This window comes from Pseudomonas sp. FIP_A4, assembly GCF_036701605.1.
In the GTDB taxonomy this organism is placed as follows: Bacteria; Pseudomonadota; Gammaproteobacteria; order Pseudomonadales; family Pseudomonadaceae; genus Stutzerimonas; species Stutzerimonas phenolilytica.
Genome location: NZ_JAYDXP010000116.1, coordinates 111562 through 135727, shown reverse-complemented (window position 1 = coordinate 135727; position 24166 = coordinate 111562). Strand labels below are relative to the sequence as shown.

Sequence of the window (24166 nt, the reverse complement as noted above, 5' to 3'; positions counted from 1 at the left end):
CGCCATGAAATTCCGTTTTCTGCCGCTGAGCCTGCTCGCGGTGTTCGGCCTGGCCATCGCCGCCGAAACCAATTATCCGCTGGACGCCCCCGCGCCGGACGGGCGTCGTCCCGGCGGGACGCTGACCCAGGAGTTCACCCCGCCGCCCTTGCACGACGAGGAGAACAAGGACCTGCGCCGCGAGCGCAACTACCCTGAGCAGCCACCGACCATCCCGCATACCATTCGCGGCTATCACGTCGACAAGAACGCCAACAAATGCCTGTCCTGCCACAGCCGGGAGAACAGCGCGCGCACTCAGTCGCCGATGATCAGCATCACCCACTACACCGACCGCGACGCACAGACCCTGGCCGCCGTGGCGCCACGGCGCTACTTCTGCACGCAGTGCCACGTACCGCAGCAGGACGTGAAGCCGCTGGTGGAGAACGAGTTCAAGAACATCGACGAACTGCTGTACCGGGAAACCTCGCAACCCGGCAACACACCGTGAGGGCCCGCCGATGAAGTCGATACTGCCGTTTCTCAAGCGCTACTGGACCGTCCTGCGCCGCCCGAGCGTGCATTACAGCCTGGGCGCGCTGGTGCTCGGCGGGTTCATCGCCGGCATCGTGTTCTGGGGCGGCTTCAACACCGCGCTGGAAGCCACCAACACCGAGGCCTTCTGCATCTCCTGTCACGAGATGGAAGACAATGTCTACGTGGAGATCAAGGACACCATCCACTACAGCAACCGCTCCGGCGTGCGCGCGACCTGTCCGGACTGCCACGTGCCGCATGAATGGACCGACAAGATCGCGCGCAAGATGCAAGCGTCCAAGGAGGTCTGGGGCAAGATCTTCGGCACCATCAGCACCCGCGAGAAGTTCCTCGACAAGCGCCGCGAGCTGGCCGAGCACGAGTGGGCGCGGCTGAAGGCCAACGATTCGCTGGAGTGCCGCAACTGCCACGACTTCGATTACATGGACTTCACCCGTCAGAGCCCGCGCGCCGCCAAGTTCCACTCCACCGCGCTGGCCAGCGGCGAGGCCACCTGCATCGACTGCCACAAGGGCATCGCCCACAAACTGCCGGACATGCACGGCGTACCGGGCTGGTAAGCGCACGACGCGCAGGTTCCAGGCTACGGCCTGGTGCCTGCCGAACCGTTGCGCCCGCAGTCAGTCCAACAGCCGCTATTCTTGTGACACACCACCCATTGCCCATCCGCTCGCCCGTCAAGGAGTCCCCGATGCGCCATAGCCTGTTCGGCCTGCTCATGGTCGCCAGCCTCACCGCCAACGCCGCGGTCCAGACCCAGGAAATCCCCTACACCGCCGCCGACGGCACGCAGATGAAGGGCTACTTCGCCTATGACGACGCCATTGACGGCCCGCGGCCGGGCATCGTGGTGGTGCATGAATGGTGGGGGCTCAACGACTACGCCAAGCGCCGCGCGCGCGATCTCGCCGAACTCGGCTACAGCGCTCTGGCCATCGACATGTACGGCGAGGGCAAGAACACCGAACACCCCAAGGACGCGATGGCCTTCATGCAGGCCGCACTGAAGGATGCCGACGTCGCCCGGAACCGCTTCGTCGCCGGGCTCGACCTGCTCAAGGCGCAACCGCAGACCGACACCGCCAAGCTCGGCGCCATCGGCTACTGCTTCGGCGGCAAGGTGGTGTTGGACATGGCACGCCAGGGCGTACCGCTGGAAGGCGTGGTCAGCTTCCACGGCGCGCTCGCCACCGAGACCCGCGCCGTACCGGGCAGCATCAAGGCGCGCGTGCTGGTCGAGCATGGCAGCGAGGACAGCATGATCAGCACCGATGACATCGCCGCGCTGAACGTGGAAATGGTCAAGGCCGGCGCCGACTACCAGTTCGTCAGCTTGCCCGGCGCGAAGCACGGCTTCAGCAACCCGGCTGCCGACACGCACCAGAAAGACGGCCTCGACGTGGCCTACCAGAAGGCTGCGGACGAACGCTCCTGGGCGGACATGCAGCGCTTCTTCGAGCAGACCTTCGGTACCGCGCAAGCCGCCACAGCGCAATGACCCCGCTCGCCCCACCGCCCGGCGCGGCGGGGCGACGTGGTAGCATGGCCGCCTGATTCTCTTGCCGATCCCGAGTCATGGCCGAACACGACTTCCGCTACACCCTGCTCAATCCCGCGCACACCCTCACTGAATGCCGCGCCCTGGCGCCGGGCCGCTACCAGGTCACCGGCAACGGTGGCTCGATCCGCACTGGCGACGTACTGATCGTCACACTCAAGGGCAGCCGCGATCTGTCGCAACGCCTGACCGTGGACAAAGTCCGCCACCTGATCAGCCCGCCCGGGCAATGGGTAGCGGTCTGCCGCGGCCCAGTGTTCCGCGAGCTGGCGATCCTCAACTGGCAGGTCGATTGCGACGGCTGCGGCAAACGTCTCGACTTCGAATTCGCCGTGGACGCCGCGCTCGGCGAGTCGGCGCGCGCACCGGCGGCGCAGGCGCGCATCGTCGAGCTCGGTTGGCGCGAACGGGACGGCGGCCATTTTTGCTCGAACTGCCAGGAGGCCAAATGAACGTTTCGCACACCCTTACCGCTACCCTGCTCGCCGTGGGTCTCGCGGGCTGCGCCGTCGAGCCCTTGAAGCTGCAGAAGGACGTCACCTACATCGCCGAATGGATCGGCGACGACCCGGTGATCGGACGCACGCCCGTCTCACTCACGCTCAGCGACGGTCGCGCGTACGGCAATGCCGGCTGCAACCACTGGTTCGGCAGCTATGAACTCGACGGTCAGCGGATTCGCTTCAGCAATCTGGGCAGCACGCGCAAGCTATGCGCCGAAGAGATCATGGAGCAGGAACAGCACTTCCTCGACGTCCTCTCGCGCGTAGAACGCTGGGATGTCTCTAACATCGACCAGCTGCGCCTGTGGCCCAGTGACGGCACCGCGGTACGTTTCTGGCCCGAACAAGGCTGAGCTGTGCCAAAACCGCGCAGATCAGCCGGTCTGCGCACCAACCTCGCGCGCGCCAACGCGCTCGCGTCGACCTGAACGCCCGCTCCACGCCGCGCTCAACCTGCTGGCACAGACTGTGCAGAACGTCCTCAGACAGTTTCGGGGACCTCGGTACAGGCAGGCCGGGCAATCCCCCCTTTAATTCGCCGCCGCGACCGCAATGACGGTCAGAACAGTTTCAACTGTTCGAAGCCCGCGCGCAGATCGATCAGCCGCACCCCGACGCCGATCAGCCGAACCGGCCGCGCCCCGCGGGCGAATGCGCCGGCAAGCAGATCGGCGTAATCCTCCAGCGCCAGGCCGGCGCCGGCCTGCTCCAGGGTGGTTTGAGTGAAGTCGTGGAACTTAAGTTTGACGAACGGTTTACCCGCCCGGTAGCCGCTGTCCAGCCGCGCCATCCGTCGCTCGAGCTGCGCCAGCAGTTCGGGCAGCTGTGCACGGCAGGCGGCGAGATCCGGCAGGTCCTGATCGTAGGTCTGCTCGACGCTGACCGATTGCCGTCGGCTTTCCACCTGCACGGGGCGTTCATCGATCCCCCGAGCGAGGTGCCACAGCCGCTCGCCGAAGGCGCCGAACTCACGCACCAGCTGCAGCTTGTCCCAGGCAAGCAGATCGCCGCAGCTGCGAATGCCTAGTCGGGCGAGCTTCTCGGCAGTCACCCGGCCGACGCCGTGCAGACGATTGACTGGCAGCTCCCTGACGAAATCTTCCACCTCGCCCGGCGTGATCACGAACAGCCCATCAGGCTTGTTCCAGTCGCTGGCGATCTTGGCCAGGAACTTGTTCGGCGCCACGCCGGCCGAGACGGTGATGCGCAGCTGCTGCCAGACGCGACGGCGAATGTCCTGAGCAATGCGCGTGGCACTGCCGGAGAAATGCTCACAGGCCGATACGTCTAGATACGCCTCGTCCAGTGACAGCGGCTCGATCAGGTCGGTATAGGTACGAAAGATCGTATGGATTTCCCGCGAGGCCTCCCGGTAGGCATCCATCCGCGGGCGCAGAATGAGCAGGTCGGGACAGAGCTTTAGCGCATGCGCCGAAGCCATCGCCGAGCGCACGCCGTAGGCGCGCGCCTCGTAGTTGCACGTCGCGATGACTCCGCGCCGATCGGCGGCACCGCCGACCGCCAGCGGCCGATTGGCCAATGCCGGGTCGTCACGCATCTCGATCGCGGCATAGAAGCAATCGCAATCGATATGGATGATCTTGCGGGACTTGCTCTGGCTCACGGCAGCGAAGTTACCGACGAAGGAAGCGACCACCACGGTCGGCGCTGCATCATACGAGCAACACCGTGACTGGGCGAGCCTGCTTCCGGTCAGAGCCCGAGCGGATAGGGTTCGATCAACGCGCGGCCATAGCCTTGGATGAACTCCGCCGGCATGCGCTTTGGCTTGCCAGTGGACATCTCGATGCACACGAACGTAGTCTGCGCGCGCAGCAGCGTCACCCCGTCCGCCAGCCGTACGAGCTGGAAATGCCGCTTCATCTTCAACCGCTGATCGGACTCGACGATCCAGGTTGCCAAGCACAGATGATCGCCCTGATACGCGGCGGCCAGATAATCAATCTCATGGCGCAGCACCGCCATTGCGCGATTCAGCCGGCGGTAGTCTTCCAGGCCGAGCCCCAGGCTACGCGAATGCTGCCAGGCGCAGCTTTCCAACCACGACACGTAGACCGCATTGTTGGCATGACCGAGTTCGTCGATATGTTCGGCGCCGACATCCAGCTCGATGACGAACGCATCCGCCAGATCCCACCCCATGATGTTCCCCTTGCGTTAACGCCGCAGTGTGCATGAAAAACCAGCCGAGCCCCGCTGTCACCCCTAGCAAGGCACCGCTATGCCCTGCCATTCAGAACGCCGAAGTATGCAGAAAAATGACGCAGAGACGGGACGGAGTTTTTTCGACGCCAAAAAACAAAAGGGCCACTCCATGATGGAATGACCCCTTGAAGCCCAAGACGGGCAATAAAATGGCGTCCCCTAGGGGACTCGAACCCCTGTTACCGCCGTGAAAGGGCGGTGTCCTAGGCCACTAGACGAAGGGGACGAAACCTTCGATACGATCCGGCAAATTTGCCGAAGCGCGTGGAATTGGTGGAGCTAGACGGGATCGAACCGTCGACCTCTTGCATGCCATGCAAGCGCTCTCCCAGCTGAGCTATAGCCCCGGATTTAGCGTCTCGCGACGTGCGCTACACATCGTGCAGCAGCTGAAAAATGGCGTCCCCTAGGGGACTCGAACCCCTGTTACCGCCGTGAAAGGGCGGTGTCCTAGGCCACTAGACGAAGGGGACGCAAGCCCTTCAAAGGCGACCGATCAAATGACCGGCGTGGCAATCGAGATTGGTGGAGCTAGACGGGATCGAACCGTCGACCTCTTGCATGCCATGCAAGCGCTCTCCCAGCTGAGCTATAGCCCCATCTCGAGGACGGGGCGCATATTAGGGGCGCACCTAGGCAGTGTCAACATTATTTTCGACCGCGACCTCGAAGTTTTTGGCAACAGGAACAAATACTTAACGCCGACGAATGGCGCCATGCCGCCGCCCTCGCATGCCGCGCCCGCGTAACGGGGCGCGGCCTCGATCTGCGGGGCGATCAGCCGATCACCGCGAGCAGCTTCTCCCACTCTTTGGCTTCTTTCTTCGACGCGCCGCCAAGCAGCTCCAACGCATTGCGCAGCCGGAAGCGGGTCAGATCCGGCCCGATGATTTCCATGGCATCGAGCACCGACACCGAACTCGCCTGCCCGGTAATCGCCGCGAACATCAACGGCATCACATCGCGCAGCTTGAGACCGAGGTGCTCGGCGACCTGCGTGATACAGCCGGTGATGCGCTCCTTCTCCCAATGCCGTAGCGCCTCCAGCTTCCAGAGGATCAACTGCAGCACCTGACGCACCTGGGCTTCATCCAGTTTCTTATGCGCGAACAACGCGCTATCGAGGCTCAGCGCGCCGGAAAAGAAGAAACCGGCCAGCGGTGCGATCTGACTGAAGGTCTCCACGCGCTGCTGCACGTGCGGTGCGATCTTCATCAGATACGCGGGATTGAACGCCCACTTCTGCACTTCTTCGGCGAAGCGCTCCACCGGCAGCTCGCGCAGCCACTGGCCGTTCAGCCAGGAGAGTTTTTCCAAATCGAAGATCGGCCCGCCGAGGGATACGCGCAGGATATCGAAGTGCTCGATCATCTCCCGCAGGGTGAACTTCTCGCGCTCGTCGGGCATCGACCAGCCCATGCGGCCCAGGTAGTTGAGCATCGCCTGCGGCAGGAAACCCATGCGCTGGTAGAAGGTGATCGAGGTGGGGTTCTTGCGCTTGGAAAGCTTGCTCTTGTCCGGATTGCGCAGCAGCGGCATGTAGCAGTTCACCGGCGCTTCCCAACCGAAGTACTCGTACAGCTTGAGCAGCTTGGGCGCGGACGGTAGCCACTCTTCGCCGCGCAGCACGTGGGTGATGCCCATCAGATGGTCATCCACCACGTTGGCGAGAAAGTAAGTGGGTAGGCCGTCGGCCTTCATCAGCACCTGCATGTCGATGCGGTCCCAGCCGATCTCCACTTCGCCGCGCAGCATATCCTTGACCACGCAGACGCCATCGCTCGGCACCTTCATGCGAACCACGTGCGATTCGCCGGCGGCCACGCGACGCTGCGCCTCTTCCGGCGCAATGTGCATACAGTGACCGTCGTAGCGCGGGGTTTCCTTGTTGGCCATCTGCTCGGCGCGCACCGCATCCAGACGCTCGGCGGAGCAGAAGCACGGGAAGGCGTGGCCCTTGGCGACCAACTCGTCCGAATACTGCTTGTAGATCGCGCCCCGCTCGCTCTGCCGGTACGGACCGTGCGGACCGCCGACGTCCGGCCCCTCGTCCCACTCGATACCCAGCCAGCGCAGCGCGTCATAGATCTGCTGCTCGGACTCGCGGGTCGAACGTACCTGATCGGTGTCCTCGATGCGCAGGATGAACTGGCCGCCGTGCTGCCGCGCGAAGCACAGGTTGAACAGCGCGATATAGGCAGTGCCGACGTGGGGATCGCCGGTCGGAGATGGCGCGATGCGGGTGCGGACCGTGGTCATGGAAGCTCTCGAACGAAGGACGGACGGAAAAATCGAAGACGCGAATGTTAGCAGGCGCGGCGCCGGCTGCTCCAGTTCGCCCCTGGCAGCACGGCGCGGCGGCTACACCTGCAGCAGGCGCTCGCGCAACTTGTGAATCTCGTCGCGGGCCTCCGCCGCAGCCTCGAATTCCAGATCGCGCGCCAGCAGCAGCATCTTTTCTTCCAGCTGGCGGATGCGCTTGGTGATCTCGCTCGGCGAGCGCAGCTCGTTCTCGTAGCGCGCGCTTTCCTCCGCGGCCTTGGCCTCGCTGCGCCGTTTGCGGCTGCGCGATCCGGGCACGGTGGCGCCTTCGAGAATGTCCTGCACATCCTTCTTCACGCCCTTGGGCACGATGCCGTGAGCTTCGTTGAAGGCGATCTGCTTGGCCCGGCGCCGCTCGGTTTCGTCGATGGCGCGCTGCATCGAGCCGGTGATGTTGTCGGCGTAGAGAATGGCGCGACCGTTGAGGTTGCGCGCGGCGCGGCCGATGGTCTGGATCAGCGAACGCTCGGAGCGCAGGAAGCCTTCCTTGTCGGCGTCGAGCACGGCCACCAGCGAGACTTCCGGCATATCCAGCCCCTCGCGCAGCAGGTTGATACCCACCAGCACATCGAAAGTGCCCAGGCGTAGGTCGCGGATGATTTCTACGCGCTCCACGGTATCGATGTCCGAATGCAGATAGCGGACGCGCACGTCATGGTCGCCGAGGTAATCGGTGAGGTCCTCGGCCATGCGCTTGGTCAGCGTGGTGACGAGCACGCGCTCTTCCTTGGCGACGCACTTGCGGATTTCCGACAGCAGGTCGTCGACCTGGGTCAGCGCCGGGCGCACCTCGATCTGCGGATCGACCAGACCGGTCGGCCGCACCACCTGCTCGACCACGCGGCCTGCATGCTCGGCCTCGTATGGGCCAGGCGTGGCGGAAACGAAGATGGTCTGCGGACAGATCGCCTCCCACTCGTCGAAGCGCATCGGTCGGTTGTCCAGCGCCGATGGCAGGCGGAAGCCGTACTCCACCAGGGTTTCCTTGCGCGAACGGTCGCCCTTGTACATCGCGCCGACCTGCGGCACCGAGACGTGCGACTCGTCGATCACCAGCAGCGCATTGGGCGGCAGGTAGTCGAACAGCGTCGGTGGCGGCTCGCCCGCCTCGCGCCCGGAGAGGTAGCGCGAGTAGTTTTCGATGCCGTTGCAGTAGCCCAGCTCCATGATCATTTCCAGATCGAAGCGCGTGCGCTGCTCCAGGCGCTGCGCCTCCACCAGCTTGTTCTGTCCGCGCAGGTAGTCGAGCCGCTCGCGCAGCTCGTCCTTGATCTTGTCGATGGCACCGAGCAGCGTCTCGCGCGGGGTCACATAGTGGCTCTTGGGGTAGAAGGTAAAGCGCGGCAGCTTGCGGATCACCTCGCCGGTCAGCGGATCGAACGCCGACAGGCTCTCCACTTCGTCGTCGAACAGCTCGATGCGCACCGCCTCGAGCTCCGATTCGGCCGGAAACACGTCGATCACGTCACCGCGCACACGGAAAGTCGCGCGGGCGAAATCCATGTCGTTGCGCGTGTACTGCAAGCCAGTCAGCCGGCGCAACAGCTCGCGCTGGTCGAGGCGATCGCCACGATCGACGTGCAGCACCATTTTCAGGTAGGACTGCGGATCGCCGAGGCCGTAGATGCAGGAGACGGTAGTGACGATGATCGCGTCCGGTCGCTCCAGCAGCGCCTTGGTCGCCGACAGGCGCATCTGCTCGATATGGTCGTTGATCGAGGCGTCTTTCTCGATGAAGGTATCCGACGAGGGCACATAGGCTTCGGGCTGGTAGTAGTCGTAATAGGAAACGAAGTACTCCACCGCATTGTTCGGGAAGAACGCTTTGAATTCGCCATACAGCTGGGCCGCCAGCGTCTTGTTTGGCGCCAGCACCATCGTCGGGCGCTGCACCTGGGCGATGACATTAGCGATGCTGAAGGTCTTGCCCGAACCGGTCACCCCCAGCAGCGTCTGATGCGACAGCCCAGCCTCGATACCCTCGACCATCAGGCGGATGGCCTCCGGCTGATCGCCAGCCGGCTTGAATCGCGTGACCAACTCGAACTTGGACATCTCGCCCCTCTGAAAAAACATGCGTGATCCCAGGATTCGCACCCCGCCAACAGGCTGTCGGAGCACGAGCCGCGCGGGGCAGAAAACCACTTAAGCATATCGCAGGCTGCCGGAGTGACCGCTATACTACCGCCCCGTTTGCGCATCCCCCTGCGCGCCAGCGCGGGGGTCGATGTTTCCGCCACTCTTGTCTTTCGAGCCCCCTCACCATGAGTTTGTTCTCTGCTGTCGAAATGGCGCCGCGTGATCCCATCCTCGGCCTCAATGAAGCCTTCAATGCCGACACGCGGCAGAACAAGGTCAACCTCGGTGTCGGTGTCTATTACAACGAAGAAGGCCGCATTCCGCTGCTGCGCGCCGTCGCCGAGGCCGAACAGGCACGCATCGCCGCACATGCACCGCGTGGTTATCTGCCAATCGAAGGCATTGCCGCCTATGACTCGGCAGTACAGAAACTGCTGTTCGGCAACGATTCGGCACTCCTCGCCGAGGGTCGCGTGGTCACGGCCCAAGCCCTGGGCGGCACCGGCGCACTGAAGGTCGGCGCCGACTTCCTCAAGCGACTGCTGCCCGACGCCACCGTGGCGATCAGCAATCCGAGCTGGGAAAACCATCGCGCACTGTTCGAATCCGCTGGTTTCCTGGTGCAGAACTACCGTTACTACGACGCCGCCACCCACGGTATCGACCGTGACGGCCTGCTCGCCGACCTGCAGAGCCTGCCGGCGCGTTCCATCGTGGTGCTGCACGCCTGCTGCCACAACCCGACCGGCGTCGATCTCACGCTGGAGGACTGGAAACAGATTCTCGACGTGCTTCAGGCGCGCGGACACATCCCGTTCCTCGACATCGCCTATCAGGGCTTCGGCGACAGCATCGAGGAAGATGCCGCGGCCGTGCGCCTGTTCGCCGCCTCGGGCATGACCTTCTTCGTGTCCAGCTCGTTCTCCAAATCCTTCTCGCTGTATGGCGAGCGGGTCGGTGCGCTGTCGATGGTCACCCAGAACCGCGAGGAGTCGGCGCGTGTGCTGTCGCAGGTCAAGCGTGTGATCCGCACCAATTACTCCAACCCGCCAACCCACGGCGCAACCATCGTCGCCTCGGTGCTCAACAGTCCGGAGCTGCGCGCCATGTGGGAAGCCGAGCTGGCCGAGATGCGCGAGCGTATCCGCGAGATGCGCCTCGGCATGGTCAAGCAATTGGCTGCCAAGGGCGCGAAGATCGACTTCAGTTTCGTCGCCGCCCAGCGCGGGATGTTCTCCTATTCGGGACTCACGGCGGAGCAGGTCGAACGCCTGCGCGCCGACTTCGGCGTCTACGCCATCAGCACCGGCCGCATCTGCGCCGCCGCACTGAACCGCAACAATCTGGATATCGTCACCGACGCCATCGTTCAGGTTCTGTGAAGGTCGCCATGGGCAGGCACCACCTGGCCTGCCCATGGCGTTGAGAGGCAACCCGGAGGGGTTGACTTCTCCTTTCCAAACAGTAGGATACGCACCGTTGTTCCGCGATAGCTCAGTCGGTAGAGCAAATGACTGTTAATCATTGGGTCCCTGGTTCGAGTCCAGGTCGCGGAGCCAAATTCGAAAGCCTCGGTTAGAACCGGGGCTTTTTTGTGGCCGCCGGACTCTCACCAGGGACTGCGTCCCAGGTTATTCGGCCTACGGCCTCACCCCTTCGGGGCCGCGCTGAAGCGCGTTCTGCTGGCGCAGTCGAGTCCAGGTCGCGGAGCTAAGTTCGAAAGCCTCGGTTAAAACCGGGCTTTTTTGTGCCTGCCGAAATCGCACCACGGGCTGCGGCCCTGCAAACTCCCGCACACCCGCCGCGAACCGCCCCTCGTCACTCTATGAGCGGCTGTTCAGCGCGCAGGCGCAGCCAGCCCTGTACTAGCAACGAGCACCCCCACCCCAGCAGCACGCCCAGCACGTTGGCCAGCATGTCCCAGCGTGACGCCATGCGATGCGGAAGCAGGCTCTGCGCCAACTCGATCAGCAACGCCGCGGCGACTGCGAAACCGAAGCCCCACAGAAACGAAAGCCGGGCAAACGCCAGGCGCAGTGTGAAGGCCAGCGCGGCAAACCCGAGCAGGTGATGCAGCTTGTCCTGCTGGTCAAACAACTGCGGTACCGGTTCCGGTCGCAACCCACTTGCCAGCACCACCGCCAGCACAATCAAAAAAGGCAACACACGCAAGTACGACATGGAACAGGGAAGCCCTCTTGATCAAGACCGTGGTCGGTTCGTCCATCCTGCCATCAACGCAGGAACGGCGACGACCAGGACACAGACCACGGAATCTGCATATCGATCAATCAACCGAACGACATTCGATCGACGCAAGCATGCGGCACAAACAGAAACGCCCCACGAGGGGGGCGTTCCAGAGGGATGGCTGTTGCGATCACTCTTTGCTGGCAGCATCCGCCGCACCAGCGGGAGCCTCTTCGGCCGCCGATGCCGCGTCATCACCCTTGATCCCGAGCAGTTCTAGCTCGAAGACCAGTACCGAGTTGGCCGGAATCAGCGGGCTGGGGCTCTGCTCGCCGTAAGCCAGCTCGCTCGGGATGTAGAGCTTGTACTTCTCGCCGACGTGCATCAGCTGCAGGCCTTCGACCCAGCCCGGAATCACGCCGCCGACCGGCAGATCGATCGGGCTGCCACGCTTGATCGAGCTATCGAACACGGTGCCGTCGGTCAGGCTGCCCTCGTAATGCACGGTGACGATGTCGTCGGCCGTCGGCTGCGCACCCTCGGAAGCCTTGATCACTTCGTACTGCAAGCCGGACTCGGTGGTCTTCACGCCTTCGCGCTTGGCATTTTCCTCGAGGAATTTCTTGCCGGACTCGACCGCCTTGGCGTTCATTTCAGCCATGCGCTCTTCCGAACGCTTCTGCAGGAAGGCAAACGCCTCCATCAGCTGCTCGTCGGTCAGCTTCTGCTCCTGCTTGCCGATGGCATCTTCGATGCCCTGCGCCACTGCCTGCGAGTCGAGATCATCCATTCCCTCCTGCGCCAGGCTCTTGCCCATATTCAGGCCGATCCCGTAGGACGCCTTCTGCGCAGGAGTTTCCAGCTTGACACTGGTCTGCGAGTCGCAGCCGGCCAATACCAGGCCAACCAGGGCGACCGCTGATGCCAAACGATGATGTCTCAGTCTCATGCTGTTTCCTTTTTACTCTGGCAGGGACAGGCCCCGAAAAGACGTCGAGCTTAGCAGGCGCGCGCAAACACTGGCTACCGCGCACCCTGGCCGGGATAGTAAAGAGAGTGCAAAGAGAGACGCGGGCATCAGCATCGATGCAGAAGAGATCACGGCGGCGGGCTGTGCTCGCTGAGCAAACGGCGGACATAAAAAAAGCGGCCATCAAGGCCGCTTCTTTCGATGCTTCCGGGCGTTCAGTGGACCCATGAAGCGAATATGGCGCAGCGGACGGGACTCGAACCCGCGACCCCCGGCGTGACAGGCCGGTATTCTAACCGACTGAACTACCGCTGCGCTTAACCTCGAGTGGTGGGTGATGACGGGATCGAACCGCCGACCCTCTGCTTGTAAGGCAGATGCTCTCCCGGCTGAGCTAATCACCCTTTGCTCTCGAAGTGGGGCGCATTCTAGAGAGGCATCCGATCCTTGGCAAGCCCCTTATGAAAAAAAAATTGCAGGCGTTCCAAAGACTTAGGAAAAGCCTAGGTTTGCTGCCGTAATTCTCTTTTGTACAGGCCGGGCCGACCGACAGGGTTGGCCTGTGATCCGCGGGGAGGAATAATGCGCGCTTTGCTTTCGGAGAGTCACCCTGCCATGTGGTTTCGCAACCTGCTCGTCTACCGTCTCACCCAGAATGTTCCTTTCGATCCCGAGACACTCGAAACCGCACTCGCCGCCAAGCCTGCCCGCCCCTGCGCCAGCCAGGAACTGAGTACCTATGGCTTCGTCGCGCCGTTCGGCAAGGGCGAGGATGCCCCGCTGGTGCATGCCAGCCAGGGTTTCCTGCTGATCGCCACGCGTAAGGAGGAACGCATCCTGCCGGGCAGCGTGGTCAAGGACGCGCTGAAGGAGAAGGTCGACGAGATCGAAGCCGAGCAGATGCGCAAGGTCTACAAGAAGGAGCGCGACCAGATAAAGGACGAGATCATCCAAACCTTCCTGCCGCGCGCCTTCATCCGCAAGTCCGGCACCTTCGCGGCGATCGACGCCGAGCGCGGCTTGATCCTGGTGAACTCCGCAAGCCCGAAGAAAGCCGAGGACCTGCTGTCGACCCTTCGCGAAGCCATCGGCTCGCTGCCGGTGCGCCCGCTGACGGTGAAAATCGCGCCCAGCGCCACGCTTACCGAATGGGTAAAAGCGCAGAAGGCTGCGGATGACTTCTTCGTGCTGGACGAATGCGAGCTGCGCGACACCCACGAGGATGGCGGCACGGTGCGCTGCAAGCGTCAGGACCTTACCAGCGACGAGATCCAGCAACACCTGGAGGCCGGCAAGCAGGTGACCCAGCTGGCGCTGGCCTGGCAGGACAAGCTGTCCTTCGTGCTCGACGACAAGACGGTGATCAAGCGCCTGCGCTTCGAGGAACTGCTGCAGGATCAGGCCGAACAGGATGGCGGCGACGACGCCCTGGCCCAGCAGGACGCCAGCTTCCTGCTGATGATGATGACCTTCCGCGAGTTCCTCCCGGCACTGTTCGAGGCACTCGGCGGCGAAGAGATTCCGCAGGGCATCTGAACCGCCCCGCGCGGACGGGGCGCCGCTGGCCGACAGCGGCAGTTCCCGCCCGCTCTAGCCTCGGCGCACGCGCAAGCGCAGCGCCAACGCGCCACCCCGGCGCGTGCCCAGCAGCCATAGCAGAAACCGCTCGATGAACTCCGGCACCGACAGGAACAGCGCGCCGGTCACCGCGAGGCTCAGCAGCGAAACGACGAGAAACAGCTGCGGAATCGTCAGTTGCAACAGCACCAGCAGCACGATGGCCACCAGCGCCGACGCGACCATGAACAGCGCATTGAGGATGTTGTTCGCCGCCACCACCCGAGAGCGCTCGTGAGCCACGCTGCGCGACTGGATCAGCGCATACAGCGGCACGATGTACAGCCCGCCGAACATGCCCAGCCCGAGAATGTCCGCCAGGATCAGCCAGGCCAGCGGCTCGTCCAACAGCGTCAGCCAATCCTGCGTGCCAGCGACCGCCGGAAACGCCGCCGCGTGCCACCACAGCAATAATCCGCACAGGCTCAGACCCAGCGCGCCGAAGGGCACCAGGCCAAGCTCGACGTGATGCCGCGACAGCCGCTCGCACAACAGCGAACCCAGCGCGATGCCCACCGAAAACAGCGTGAGGATCAGCGTCACCACGCTTTCGTCACCGTGCAGCAGCTCCTTGGCGAACGCCGGAATCTGCGTCAGATAGGTCGCGCCGAGGAACCAGAACCAGGAATTGCCGAGCATGGCGTGCGAAACCGCGCGCTGCTGGCCGAGCCCCAGACGCATCACCCGCCATGACTGGCGCAGCACGTTCCAGTCGAGCTTCAACTGCGGCAGCGCCGCCGCGGTCCGCGGAATGCCGAGGCTGGCGAGATAGCCCGCCAGCGCCAGGGCCACCACACTGAACGACACCAGAGCGACGTAATGCTCGTTGGCCATCAGCAGCCCTGCGCAGAGCGTGCCGCCGAGAATCGCCAGGAAGGTTCCCATCTCCACCAGGGCGTTGCCGCCCACCAGCTCGTCGTCATCGAGCTGCTGCGGCAGGATCGAGTACTTCACCGGACCGAACAGCGCCGACTGCGTGCCCATGCAGAACAGCACCAGCAGCAGCAACGGCAGATTGCCCAGCAGCAGGCCGCAGGCGCCGGCGAGCATGATCGGAATCTCGGCGAACTTGATGCGGCGAATCAGCCAGGCCTTCTCGAACTTCTCGCCGAACTGCCCGCCCAGCGCGGAGAACAGAAAGAACGGCAGGATGAACAGCAACGCGCAGAGATTGACCAGCAAGCTCTTGTCCGCGCCGCCGGCGAGGCGGAACAGAATCGCCAGAACCAGCGCCTGCTTGAACACGTTGTCGTTGAACGCGCCGAGCAGCTGCGTCAGGAAGAACGGCAGGAAACGCCGCTTGCCGAGCAGAGTGAATTGCGAATGCATGCTCATCGCCGGCTCACAGGGTCAGCTGGCCGAAAGCCCAGCGCAGCAGGAAGAAGCACAGCAGCCCGCCGGCGATGGTCGCCAACAGGTTGCGCGTCAGCACCGCAATCGCGATCGCCAGCACACCGGCCAGCAGGTAGGCGTTGCGCCAGTGCAACGCCCACTCGCCTTCGGGCAGCAGCATGCCGGGCACGACGATGGCCGTCAGCACCGCCACCGGCACATAGTGCAGCCCCTGCTCCACCAGCCGTGGGAAACGCAGGTTCGGCCAGGCGAAGAAGGCATAGCGCGTCAGGAAGGTGATGGCGAGCATGCCGAAGATGAGCAGCCAGGTATTCATAGTTCCCCCCGGGCACGCGCGGCCGCTTCGGCGCGCTGCTCCAGCCAGACGCCGACGACGATGCCCGCCAGCGCGGCGGCGATCAGCCCGAGCTTGTACGGCAGCTCCCAGGTCAGCAGCGCGACGATGCCGGCGCACACTGCCGAGGCCACTTGCGGGCGGGTGGTCATCATCGGCACAGCGATGCCGATGAAGGTAGCGATCATCGCGAAATCCAGCCCCCAGCTCGCCACATCCGGCACCGCCTGGCCGAACAGTACGCCGACCAGGGTCGACAGCTGCCAGTTGATGAACATCGTCAGCGCCGCGCCGAGGAAGAACCAGTGCTTGTGCGGCGAGGCATCGTCGCGGGCATAGCGCTGCTGCACCACGGCGAACGCCTCATCGGTCAGCAGGAAGGCCAGCGGCGCGCGCCAGCGGCCCGACAGGTGGCGTACGAACGGCTGCAGTGCCGCGCTGTAGAGTGCATGGCGCAGGTTCACCACGAAGGTGGTCAGCAACACCACCGCCGCGCCCACGCCGCCGCTGATCAGGGTCACGGCGATGAACTGTGCCGAGCCGGCGAACACCAGCGCCGACATGCCGAGCGTCTGCCAGAACGACAGGCCCGCGGCGATGGACAGGGTGCCGAAGATGATGCCGAAGGGGATCGCACCGAGCACCAGCGGCAGGATATCGCGACAACCGTGGAGGAACTCTTGCGAACGCGACATCGAATCTCCTGACGATGACAAGGCACAACGACTGCAGCGACGCTGCGCCGGTCGGGCGAGCGTAACGGACAGTCGGGACAGTTGAATGACCGGAGCGACGGCCCGGCAAAGGACGAACCTTACCGCAAAGTCCGCCGCAGGGGCGACGGCCTGCACGCGCCACGCGGAAGGCAAATCAGCCGGCTGTCATTTGCGCCTTGAGCGCCGGCCATTCCTGATCGGTGATGCTGTACAGCACCGTGTCGTCGAGCCGGCCGTCGGCTAGCCGCCGATGATTGCGCAGCAGCCCTTCGCGCTGCGCGCCGAGCTTCTCGATGGCACGCTGCGAGCGCAGGTTGCGCGCGGCCGTCTTCAGTTGCAGGCGTACCAGCTGCCAGTCCTCGAACGCGTGACGCAGCAGCAGCGCCTTGACCGAAGCATTCAGGCCGCTACCGTGCTCGGCACGGTCGAGCCAGGTCCAGCCGAGTTCGGCGGCCGGCAGGCTGGGCATGAAGTCGGCGAAGCGGGTGGTGCCGACGATGCGTTCGGCCAGCCGCACGGTGAACACCACGGCGCGCTCCTCGCGCTGCTCGGCCAGCGCGAGGCGATACCAATCCGGGCGCAACGGCCCGTTCATGTAAATCAGCTCGTCGCGATTCGCTTCGGCCAGCGACACCAGCTGTGGGATGTCGGCTTCGACCATCGGCTCCAGGCGCAAGGCTCCGCGTTGGAGCATGAGCGGACGCGGCGTGAACATGCATGATCTCCCGGTAGTGGACAGGCTGGTCGATGCCAGCCAGATTCAGACAGCGACGCGACGCCAAGTGCACCACGCAGAGCCGCCGGCGATGCTGCCGCCAGGGCCGTGCCAACCCCATGCGACCTTGGTCGCACGCTGCGACACGGGCTGCACGAATGCTGCGAAACTGCGCCGATTCATCATACTGACAACCCGGCAGCCCCCGGTCTTGAGCGTTCGGCACGATTGCCGTCGCCGCCCCGCTGGCCTGTCGCTACTTCATCGTTCGGAGCTGGCATGACCCTGTCTGGCGGGCTGATCGCACTGGTCGCCCTCATCTACATGACCATTCTGTTCGCCATCGCCTTCTACGGCGATCGCAAGCGCGAGTCGTCGATGTCGCCGCGTCTGCGCGCCTGGGTCTACAGCCTCTCGCTGGCGGTGTACTGCACCAGCTGGACCTTCTTTGGCGCAGTCGGCCAGGCCGCCGAGCAGCTGTGGGCGTTTCTGCCGATCTACCTGGGCCCGATCCTGCTGCTGCTGTTCGCCCCTCACGTGATTCAGAAGATGATCGTGATCAGCAAGCAGGAGAACATCACCTCGATCGCCGATTTCATCGCCGCCCGCTACGGCAAGTCGCAGCTGCTGGCCGTCGTCGTCACGCTGTTCTGCCTGGTCGGCGTGGTGCCCTACATTGCGCTGCAGCTCAAAGGCATCGTGCTCGGCGTCAACCTGCTGATCGGCACCAACATCGATGCCACCGGCACCGGTACCAGCGACACGGCGCTGATCGTTTCCATCGCGCTGGCGCTGTTCACCATCCTCTTCGGCACGCGCAACCTGGACGTCACCGAGCATCACCGCGGCATGGTGCTGGCGATTGCCTTTGAATCGCTGGTCAAACTGCTGGCGTTCCTGGCGGTCGGCGTCTTCGTCACCTTCGGCCTGTTCAACGGCTTCGGCGACCTGTTCAACCACGCCCACGACTCGGCCGAGCTGGCCGATTACTGGGCCGAGACGGTCAACTGGCCGTCGATGCTGGTGCAGACCGCCGTGGCGATGATGGCCATCGTCTGCCTGCCGCGGCAGTTTCACGTCGCGGTGGTGGAGAACATCGAGCCGCGCGACTTCCGACTGGCGCGCTGGGTGTTTCCCATCTATCTGATACTGGCAGCGGTGTTCGTCGTGCCGATCGCCCTGGCCGGACAGGTGCTGCTGCCCGCCGGCATCTCGCCGGATTCCTTCGTCATCAGTCTGCCGCTGGCCGAGGCGCATCCCGGGCTTGCCCTGCTGGCCTTCATCGGTGGCGCCTCGGCCGCCACCGGCATGGTGATCGTCGCCAGCGTGGCCCTGTCGACGATGGTCTCCAACGACATGCTGCTGCCCTGGCTGCTGCGCCGCCAGGAAACCGAACAGCCGTTCGAGGCCTTCCGCCATTGGATGCTGTCGGTGCGTCGCATCAGCATCGTCGCCATCCTGCTGCTGGCTTACGTCAGCTATCGCCTGCTCGGCCCCAACGCCAGCCTCGCCACCATCGGCCAGATCGCCTTCGCCGCCATCACCCAGCTGGCACCGGCGATGGTCGGCGCGCTGTACTGGAAACAGGCCAACCGTCGCGGCGTGTTCGCCGGCCTCGCCGCGGGCGCGGCGATCTGGTTCTACACGCTGATCCTGCCGCTGCTCGGCTGGCCGCTGGAGATGTTCCCGGGGCTGGTATGGATGTACAGCGGCTCCATCGGCTTCGACATCAGCCCGCTGACGCTGGGCGTCACGCTGTCGCTGATGGGTAACGCGACCCTGTTCTTCTGGGTCTCGATCCTCACCCAGACCCGCGTCGCCGAGCACTGGCAGGCGGGGCGCTTCATCGGCCAGGAGGTCACCTCGCCGAGCAGCAACCGGCGCCTGCTCGCCGTGCAGGTCGAGGACCTGCTGACGCTCGCCTCGCGCTTCGTCGGCGCTGAACGTGCCGAAAGCAGCTTTCAGCGCTTCGCCCGGCGTCATGGCCAGGACCTCTCGCGCCGCCAGCAGGCCGACGGCCAGTGGATCGCGCACACCGAGCGGCTGCTCGCCGGCGTGCTCGGCGCCTCCTCCACCCGCGCGGTGGTCAAAGCCGCGCTGGAAGGCCGCGACATGCAGGTCGACGACGTGGTGCGCATCGTCGGCGAAGCCTCGGAAGTGCTGCAGTTCAACCGCGCGCTGCTGCAGGGCGCGATCGAGAACATCACCCAGGGCATCAGCGTGGTCGACCAGTCGCTGCGACTGGTGGCCTGGAACCACCGCTACCTCGAGCTGTTCGAGTATCCGGACGGACTGGTGTACATCGGCCGGCCCATCGCCGACATCATCCGCTACAACGCCGAACGCGGCCTGTGCGGCCCGGGCGACCCCGACACCCATGTCGCCAAGCGCCTGTACTGGATGCGTCAGGGCCGCGCGCATACCTCCGAACGGCTGTTCCCCAACGGCCGGGTGGTCGAACTGATCGGCAACCCGATGCCCGGCGGCGGTTTCGTCATGAGCTTCTCGGACATCACCGCCTACCGCGAGGCCGAGCGCGCGCTGAAGGACGCCAACGAGGGTCTGGAACAGCGCGTCAGCGAGCGCACGCAGGAGCTGTCGCAGCTCAACCAGGCGCTGATCGAGGCCAAGAGCACCGCGGAGGCGGCCAACCAATCGAAGACGCGCTTCCTCGCCGCCGTCAGCCACGACCTGATGCAGCCGCTCAACGCCGCGCGACTGTTCTCCGCTGCCCTCTCCCACCAGCAGAACGCCCTGCCGGAAGAGGCTCAGGAGCTGGTGCGCCACCTCGACAGCTCGCTGCGCTCGGCCGAGGACCTGATCACCGACCTGCTGGACATCTCGCGTCTGGAAGGCGGGCGAATCATGCCGGACCGCAACGCGTTCCCACTCGCCTCGCTGTTCGACACGCTGACCACCGAATTCACGGTGCTGGCGCGCGAACAGGGCGTGGATTTCCGTGTACACGGGAGCCGGCTGCGCATCGACAGCGACATCCGCCTGCTGCGCCGGGTGTTGCAGAACTTCCTGACCAACGCCTTCCGCTACGCCAAGGGCCGCGTGGTGCTCGGCGTGCGTCGCCAGGGCAAGCACCTGCGTCTGGAGGTATGGGATCGCGGCCCGGGCATTCCGAAAGACAAACTGAAGGTGATCTTCGAGGAGTTCAAGCGTCTGGACAGCCACCAGACCCGCGCCGAGAAAGGCCTGGGCCTGGGGCTGGCGATCGCCGACGGCCTGTGCCAGGTACTGCACCATCCGCTGGAGGTCCGCTCTTGGCCGGGCGTGGGCAGCGTGTTCAGCGTGACCGTGCCGATCGCCCAGAACGCCAAGCCACGCCAGGTGAAAGGACCGCGCGACGTCCAGCACACCGCGCTGACCGGCACCCAGGTGTTGTGCATCGACAACGAGGACAGCATCCTGATCGGCATGAACAGCCTGCTCACGCGCTGGGGCTGCCAGGTCTGGACCGCGCGTGACCGCGCCGAATGCGAAAGCCTGCTGGCAGAGGATGTGCGTCCGCAGCTGGTGCTGGTCGACTATCACCTCGATCACGGCCAGACCGGCACCGAGCTGATGGCCTGGCTGCGCACCCGCCTCGGCGAGCCGATACCGGGCGTGGTGATCAGCGCCGACGCACGCCCCGAACTGGTGGCGGAAATCCACGCCAGCGGCCTGGATTTCCTCGCCAAACCGGTGAAGCCCGCTGCCCTGCGTGCGCTGATGAGCCGTCACCTCACGCTTAACTGAGGCCGCGCGCGGGCAGCTCTCGCCGGCCGCCGCGGTTACACTGATGGCCGTTTGCTGCAACGGCCAGGTAGCCATGAACTCCGAACTTCTACTCAACCTCGCCACCGCACTGGGTGTCGGCCTGCTGATCGGCACCGAACGCGACTGGAACAATCGCCAGCAGGCTGGTGGCGAACTGGTCGCCGGGCTGCGCACCTTCGGCCTCGGCGGCCTGCTCGGCGGACTAGCGGCGCTGGGCGTGACGCATTTCGGCGCGACGGTGTGGATCGCCCTGTTCGTCATGTTTGCCCTGCTGGTGATCGTCGGCTACCTGCTCGACGCGCAACGCAGCGGCGACCACGGCATGACCACCGAAGTGGCGCTGCTGGTGACCTTCCTGCTCGGCAGCCTGGCGGTAGCCGAAAGCCGCCTGCTGGCGGCCTCGTTCGCCATCGTGGTGGCTTTGCTGCTGAGCCTGAAGGCGCGCCTGCACGGCGCCCTGCAGCAACTCAACGAGGCAGAGCTGGGTGGCGCACTGAAGCTGCTTTTCATCTCCGTGGTGCTGCTGCCGGCGCTGCCCAACCAGGGCTATGGTCCCTGGCAGGCGCTCAATCCGTACACCACCTGGCTGATGGTGGTGCTGATCACCGGCATCGGCTTCGCCGCCTACGTGGCGATCCGCCTGTTCGGCGCCCGCCACGGCCTGCTGGTCACAGCGATACTCGGCGGTATGGTGTCGTCCACGGCGATGACGCTGACCCTGGCCCGGCTGGATACCCCCAAGCTGCGCTGCGCGCTGGCGGCCGGGCTGCTGGCCACCTCGGCGCTGATGTTTCCGCGCGTGCTGCTGGAGGTCGGCGTGGTCAACGCGGCGTTGCTGCCGTCCCTGCTGGCGCCGATGCTGGCGGCGGGTGGCATTTATGCCGGCGGCGCGCTGGTGTACTACCTGCGCGCTGCTCAACAACCGGACATCAACACCGAGCCGCCACTGAAGAACCCCTTCGAGCTCGGCCCGGCACTGCGCTTCGCTGCGCTGCTGGTGGCGATCCTGGTGATGGTCGAAGGGGCTCGCCGTTGGCTGGGCGATATCGGCGTCTACCTGGTCGCCCTGCTCTCCGGGATGAGCGACGTGGATGCGATCACCCTGTCCCTCGCCAACAGCGCGCAGGCCGACCTCGATGCGCATATCGCCGTACGCGGGATCTTCCTCGCGGCGCTGAGCAACAGCCTGGTCAAGGCCGTGCTGATCGCCCTCGTCGGCGGTCGGGCACTCGCCCTGCGCACCGTGCCGGTGATGCTGGGCGGCCTGCTCTGTGGTCTGGCGGTGCTGATGCTGGTGTGAGCGGCGTTATTCGCCCGTCTCGCCGAGAGCCCCGGCACGCTCCAGCCAGTCGCCAGGCAGGCGCTTGCTCGCCCGGGCGCCCAGCGCCTTCAGCTGCTCGGCGCGCCCGACCAGGTTGCCACGCCCCTCGGTGAGCTTGCCGCGCGCGGCGAGATAGGCCCGGTCGAGCTGCTGCAGGCGGCTGCCGACTTCGTCCAGATCCTGCAGGAAGGCGGTGAACTTGTCGTACAGCGCCCCGGCCTTCTCGGCGATCTCGCGCGCGTTCTGATTCTGCCGCTCCTGCCGCCAGAGACTGTCGATGACCCGCAGCGTGGCCAGCAGCGTGGTCGGGCTGACGATCACCACGTGCCGTCCGAACGCTTCCTGGAACAAGTCGGGATCAGCCTGCAGCGCGGCAGCGAACGCCGCTTCGATCGGCACGAACAGCAGCACGAAATCCAGGCTCTGCAAACCCTCCAGACGCTGGTAGTCCTTGAGCGAAAGACCCTTGAGGTGATTACGCAGCGACAGCACGTGCTGCTTGAGCGCCAGCGCCCGGCTGTTCTCGTCTTCGGCACAGGTCAGCGCCTGGTAGGCGGTCAGACTGACCTTGGCGTCGACCACCACCTGCTTGTCGCCGGGCAGTCGGATCAGCACGTCCGGCTGGAAGCGCTCGCCATCGGCACTCTTCAGGCTGACCTGCGTATGGTATTCGCGGCCCTTCTCCAGCCCGGCGTGCTCCAGCACCCGCTCGAGCACCAGCTCGCCCCAATTGCCCTGGGTCTTCTGCCCTTGCAGCGCACGGGTGAGGTTGGTCGCCTCGTCGCCGAGGCGCTGGTTGAGCTGTTGCAGACGCTCCAGCTCGCGTGCCAGCGAGAAGCGCTCGCGCGCCTCGCTCTGGTAGCTCTCCTCGACGCGTTTCTCGAACGCCTGGATGCGCTCCTTCAGCGGATCGAGCAACTGGCCGAGGCGCTCATGGCTGGTGTCGGCGAAGCGCTGCTCGCGCTCGTCGAAGATTTTCCCGGCCAGCTCGGCGAATTGCGAACGCAGCTCATCGCGCGCCGCCTGCAGGGCCTGCAGGCGCTGCTGATGCGCCGCCTGTTGCTCGCGCAGCTCCGCGGTAACCGCCGCATGCGCCGCGCTCAGGCGGAGCAGTTCGGCCTGCTGGGTGTCGCGCTCGACCTGCAGTTCATCGAGCCGGTCGCGGTCGTCGCCATGACGGCTCTGCAGCCACTGCGCCTCGCGCCGCAGGGCCGCAAGTTCGGCCTGCTGCGCCGCCTTGATCTCCTGCAGCTCGGCCTGTTCCAGGCGGACGCTTTCCAGCTGCGCGCTCAGCCCTTCCTGTGCCAGCGCGGCCTGGGTCAGCCGCTCGTCGAGCAGTGCCCGCGCAGCCTCGGCCGCCGACAAGCGGCGCTGCAGATAGAACGCAGCGACCACCGCGCAGACGCAAACGAACGCCAGCCCGGCCAGCAGGAAATCGGAATCGAGAGACATGAAGGGCTCCGGCAAAATGCCGGGCAGTATAGCGAGCGGCCGTCAGGCGCGCTGCGACAAGCGCTGAAGCCAGCGGGCAGCATCCTGCGAGCCCTGCGCCGCGGCCTGCTCCAGCCAGAGCCGCGCCTTGGCCGGCTCGCGGTGCTGCGGTTGGCAGTACAGCCGTCCCAGCTCCAGCTGAGCCTGGCAGTCGCCCGCGCGAGCGGCCTGGCGCAGCAGCTCGAAACCGATGCGTCGGTCGCGCTGGCTATCGCAATCCCGGCAGAGCAACTGCCCCAGGCGGCTCTGCGCCTCGATCACGCCTTCGCGCGCCGGCTGCTTGAGCAGCCGCCCGGCGATCCGTTTGACGCCAACGGCGCGCCCCAGACGCTCGCTGTCGAGCAGCCAGACGGCCATGCGCACCGGCAGCGGCGAGCCGGCGGAAGGAACGGTGGTAGGACGCATCGTCATGGATCGAAGGCGCGGCAGAGGATGAGGGCGCGCACTCTACACCTTTTTGCCA

Annotated in this window: 21 protein-coding genes and 7 tRNA genes; 10 read left to right on the top strand and 18 right to left on the bottom strand. The window is 65.0% G+C overall.

All coding sequences use genetic code 11. From position 1 onward, the window contains the following. Positions 1–4: 4 nt before the first annotated feature. The 5 genes from U8L64_RS04405 (at position 5) to U8L64_RS04385 (ending at position 2954) form a co-directional block, all read left to right on the top strand. Positions 5–493 carry a nitrate reductase cytochrome c-type subunit gene (locus U8L64_RS04405; protein ID WP_054095155.1) on the top strand — a complete coding sequence of 163 codons (489 nt, stop codon included), beginning with the start codon at positions 5–7 and terminating at the stop codon, positions 491–493. A gap of 10 nt (positions 494–503) precedes the next feature. After that, positions 504–1100, top strand: coding sequence for a cytochrome c3 family protein (locus tag U8L64_RS04400; protein WP_054095156.1), 597 nt, complete (start codon positions 504–506; stop codon positions 1098–1100). 131 nt (positions 1101–1231) lie between these two features. Next, complete coding sequence (locus U8L64_RS04395) at positions 1232–2038, top strand: dienelactone hydrolase family protein (RefSeq protein WP_333394330.1); 807 nt, start codon at positions 1232–1234, stop codon at positions 2036–2038. A gap of 77 nt (positions 2039–2115) precedes the next feature. Continuing rightward, positions 2116–2550, top strand: coding sequence for a hypothetical protein (locus tag U8L64_RS04390; RefSeq protein ID WP_054095158.1), 435 nt, complete (start codon positions 2116–2118; stop codon positions 2548–2550). Beyond that, positions 2547–2954, top strand: coding sequence for an META domain-containing protein (locus U8L64_RS04385; RefSeq protein ID WP_043299179.1), 408 nt, complete (start codon positions 2547–2549; stop codon positions 2952–2954). The genes U8L64_RS04390 and U8L64_RS04385 overlap by 4 nt, the downstream gene beginning before the upstream one ends. A 206-nt stretch (positions 2955–3160) precedes the next feature. Here the strand turns inward: U8L64_RS04385 and dinB are convergent, their stop codons facing one another. The 8 genes from dinB to uvrB form a co-directional block, all read right to left on the bottom strand. After that, the gene (gene dinB / locus U8L64_RS04380) at positions 3161–4225 is read right to left on the bottom strand and encodes a DNA polymerase IV (protein WP_054095172.1); all 1065 of its coding nucleotides are present in this window, start codon (positions 4223–4225) and stop codon (positions 3161–3163) included. 89 nt (positions 4226–4314) lie between these two features. Continuing rightward, complete coding sequence (locus U8L64_RS04375; protein WP_043299178.1) at positions 4315–4764, bottom strand: acyl-CoA thioesterase; 450 nt, start codon at positions 4762–4764, stop codon at positions 4315–4317. Between the two features lie 213 nt (positions 4765–4977). Beyond that, positions 4978–5053: transfer RNA gene (locus U8L64_RS04370), tRNA-Glu, on the bottom strand. A 45-nt stretch (positions 5054–5098) separates the two neighbouring features. Further along, positions 5099–5174 (bottom strand) — tRNA-Ala (locus U8L64_RS04365). Positions 5175–5224: 50 nt separating this feature from the next. Then, positions 5225–5300, bottom strand: a tRNA-Glu gene (locus tag U8L64_RS04360). Positions 5301–5350: 50 nt separating this feature from the next. After that, positions 5351–5426 (bottom strand) — tRNA-Ala (locus tag U8L64_RS04355). A gap of 178 nt (positions 5427–5604) precedes the next feature. Further along, positions 5605–7086 carry a glutamate--tRNA ligase gene (gltX, locus tag U8L64_RS04350; RefSeq protein WP_333394322.1) on the bottom strand — a complete coding sequence of 494 codons (1482 nt, stop codon included), beginning with the start codon at positions 7084–7086 and terminating at the stop codon, positions 5605–5607. A 102-nt stretch (positions 7087–7188) separates the two neighbouring features. Then, complete coding sequence (uvrB, locus tag U8L64_RS04345) at positions 7189–9204, bottom strand: excinuclease ABC subunit UvrB (RefSeq protein ID WP_043299175.1); 2016 nt, start codon at positions 9202–9204, stop codon at positions 7189–7191. A 209-nt stretch (positions 9205–9413) separates the two neighbouring features. On the opposite strand from uvrB, the gene U8L64_RS04340 reads away from it, so the two are divergent. Beyond that, a complete protein-coding gene (locus U8L64_RS04340; protein WP_234302687.1) occupies positions 9414–10610 on the top strand; it encodes an amino acid aminotransferase in 1197 nt (398 codons plus the stop codon). 101 nt (positions 10611–10711) lie between these two features. Continuing rightward, positions 10712–10787, top strand: a tRNA-Asn gene (locus U8L64_RS04335). A gap of 259 nt (positions 10788–11046) precedes the next feature. Here the strand turns inward: U8L64_RS04335 and U8L64_RS04330 are convergent. The 4 genes from U8L64_RS04330 to U8L64_RS04315 all read right to left on the bottom strand — a co-directional run bounded on the left by U8L64_RS04330 (position 11047) and on the right by U8L64_RS04315 (position 12792). Further along, positions 11047–11409, bottom strand: a complete 363-nt coding sequence (locus tag U8L64_RS04330) for a VanZ family protein (protein ID WP_333394315.1) — start codon at positions 11407–11409, stop codon at positions 11047–11049. Positions 11410–11608: 199 nt separating this feature from the next. Next, positions 11609–12367 carry an FKBP-type peptidyl-prolyl cis-trans isomerase gene (locus U8L64_RS04325; protein WP_167137867.1) on the bottom strand — a complete coding sequence of 253 codons (759 nt, stop codon included), beginning with the start codon at positions 12365–12367 and terminating at the stop codon, positions 11609–11611. A gap of 259 nt (positions 12368–12626) precedes the next feature. Further along, positions 12627–12703, bottom strand: a tRNA-Asp gene (locus U8L64_RS04320). A gap of 13 nt (positions 12704–12716) precedes the next feature. After that, positions 12717–12792, bottom strand: a tRNA-Val gene (locus U8L64_RS04315). A gap of 211 nt (positions 12793–13003) precedes the next feature. On the opposite strand from U8L64_RS04315, the gene rdgC reads away from it, so the two are divergent. Beyond that, positions 13004–13924: a recombination-associated protein RdgC gene (gene rdgC, locus U8L64_RS04310; RefSeq protein ID WP_008567620.1), complete on the top strand. Its 921-nt coding sequence runs from the start codon at positions 13004–13006 to the stop codon at positions 13922–13924. Positions 13925–13978: 54 nt separating this feature from the next. On the opposite strand, the gene U8L64_RS04305 is transcribed toward rdgC, so the two are convergent. The 4 genes from U8L64_RS04305 to U8L64_RS04290 form a co-directional block, all read right to left on the bottom strand. Further along, on the bottom strand, positions 13979–15340 hold the full coding sequence (locus U8L64_RS04305) for an MFS transporter (protein WP_156715148.1): 1362 nt from the start codon (positions 15338–15340) through the stop codon (positions 13979–13981). A gap of 7 nt (positions 15341–15347) precedes the next feature. Beyond that, entirely contained in the window at positions 15348–15674 is a 327-nt protein-coding gene (locus U8L64_RS04300) for an AzlD domain-containing protein (protein WP_008567622.1), read from the bottom strand. Then, the gene (locus U8L64_RS04295; protein WP_043297617.1) at positions 15671–16387 is read right to left on the bottom strand and encodes an AzlC family ABC transporter permease; all 717 of its coding nucleotides are present in this window, start codon (positions 16385–16387) and stop codon (positions 15671–15673) included. The genes U8L64_RS04300 and U8L64_RS04295 overlap by 4 nt, the downstream gene beginning before the upstream one ends. A 175-nt stretch (positions 16388–16562) precedes the next feature. Beyond that, the gene (locus U8L64_RS04290; protein WP_043297616.1) at positions 16563–17123 is read right to left on the bottom strand and encodes a GNAT family N-acetyltransferase; all 561 of its coding nucleotides are present in this window, start codon (positions 17121–17123) and stop codon (positions 16563–16565) included. A gap of 279 nt (positions 17124–17402) precedes the next feature. Here U8L64_RS04290 and U8L64_RS04285 point away from each other — a divergent pair, with 279 nt between their 5' ends. Next, positions 17403–20870: a hybrid sensor histidine kinase/response regulator gene (locus U8L64_RS04285; RefSeq protein ID WP_054095164.1), complete on the top strand. Its 3468-nt coding sequence runs from the start codon at positions 17403–17405 to the stop codon at positions 20868–20870. A gap of 73 nt (positions 20871–20943) precedes the next feature. After that, positions 20944–22191 carry an MgtC/SapB family protein gene (locus U8L64_RS04280; RefSeq protein WP_333394304.1) on the top strand — a complete coding sequence of 416 codons (1248 nt, stop codon included), beginning with the start codon at positions 20944–20946 and terminating at the stop codon, positions 22189–22191. A 6-nt stretch (positions 22192–22197) separates the two neighbouring features. On the opposite strand, the gene rmuC is transcribed toward U8L64_RS04280, so the two are convergent. Both rmuC and U8L64_RS04270 read right to left on the bottom strand, forming a co-directional pair. Continuing rightward, positions 22198–23550 carry a DNA recombination protein RmuC gene (rmuC, locus tag U8L64_RS04275; protein WP_442965265.1) on the bottom strand — a complete coding sequence of 451 codons (1353 nt, stop codon included), beginning with the start codon at positions 23548–23550 and terminating at the stop codon, positions 22198–22200. A gap of 156 nt (positions 23551–23706) precedes the next feature. Beyond that, positions 23707–24060, bottom strand: coding sequence for a tetratricopeptide repeat protein (locus tag U8L64_RS04270; RefSeq protein WP_008567628.1), 354 nt, complete (start codon positions 24058–24060; stop codon positions 23707–23709). Between the last annotated feature and the right edge of the window lie 106 nt (positions 24061–24166).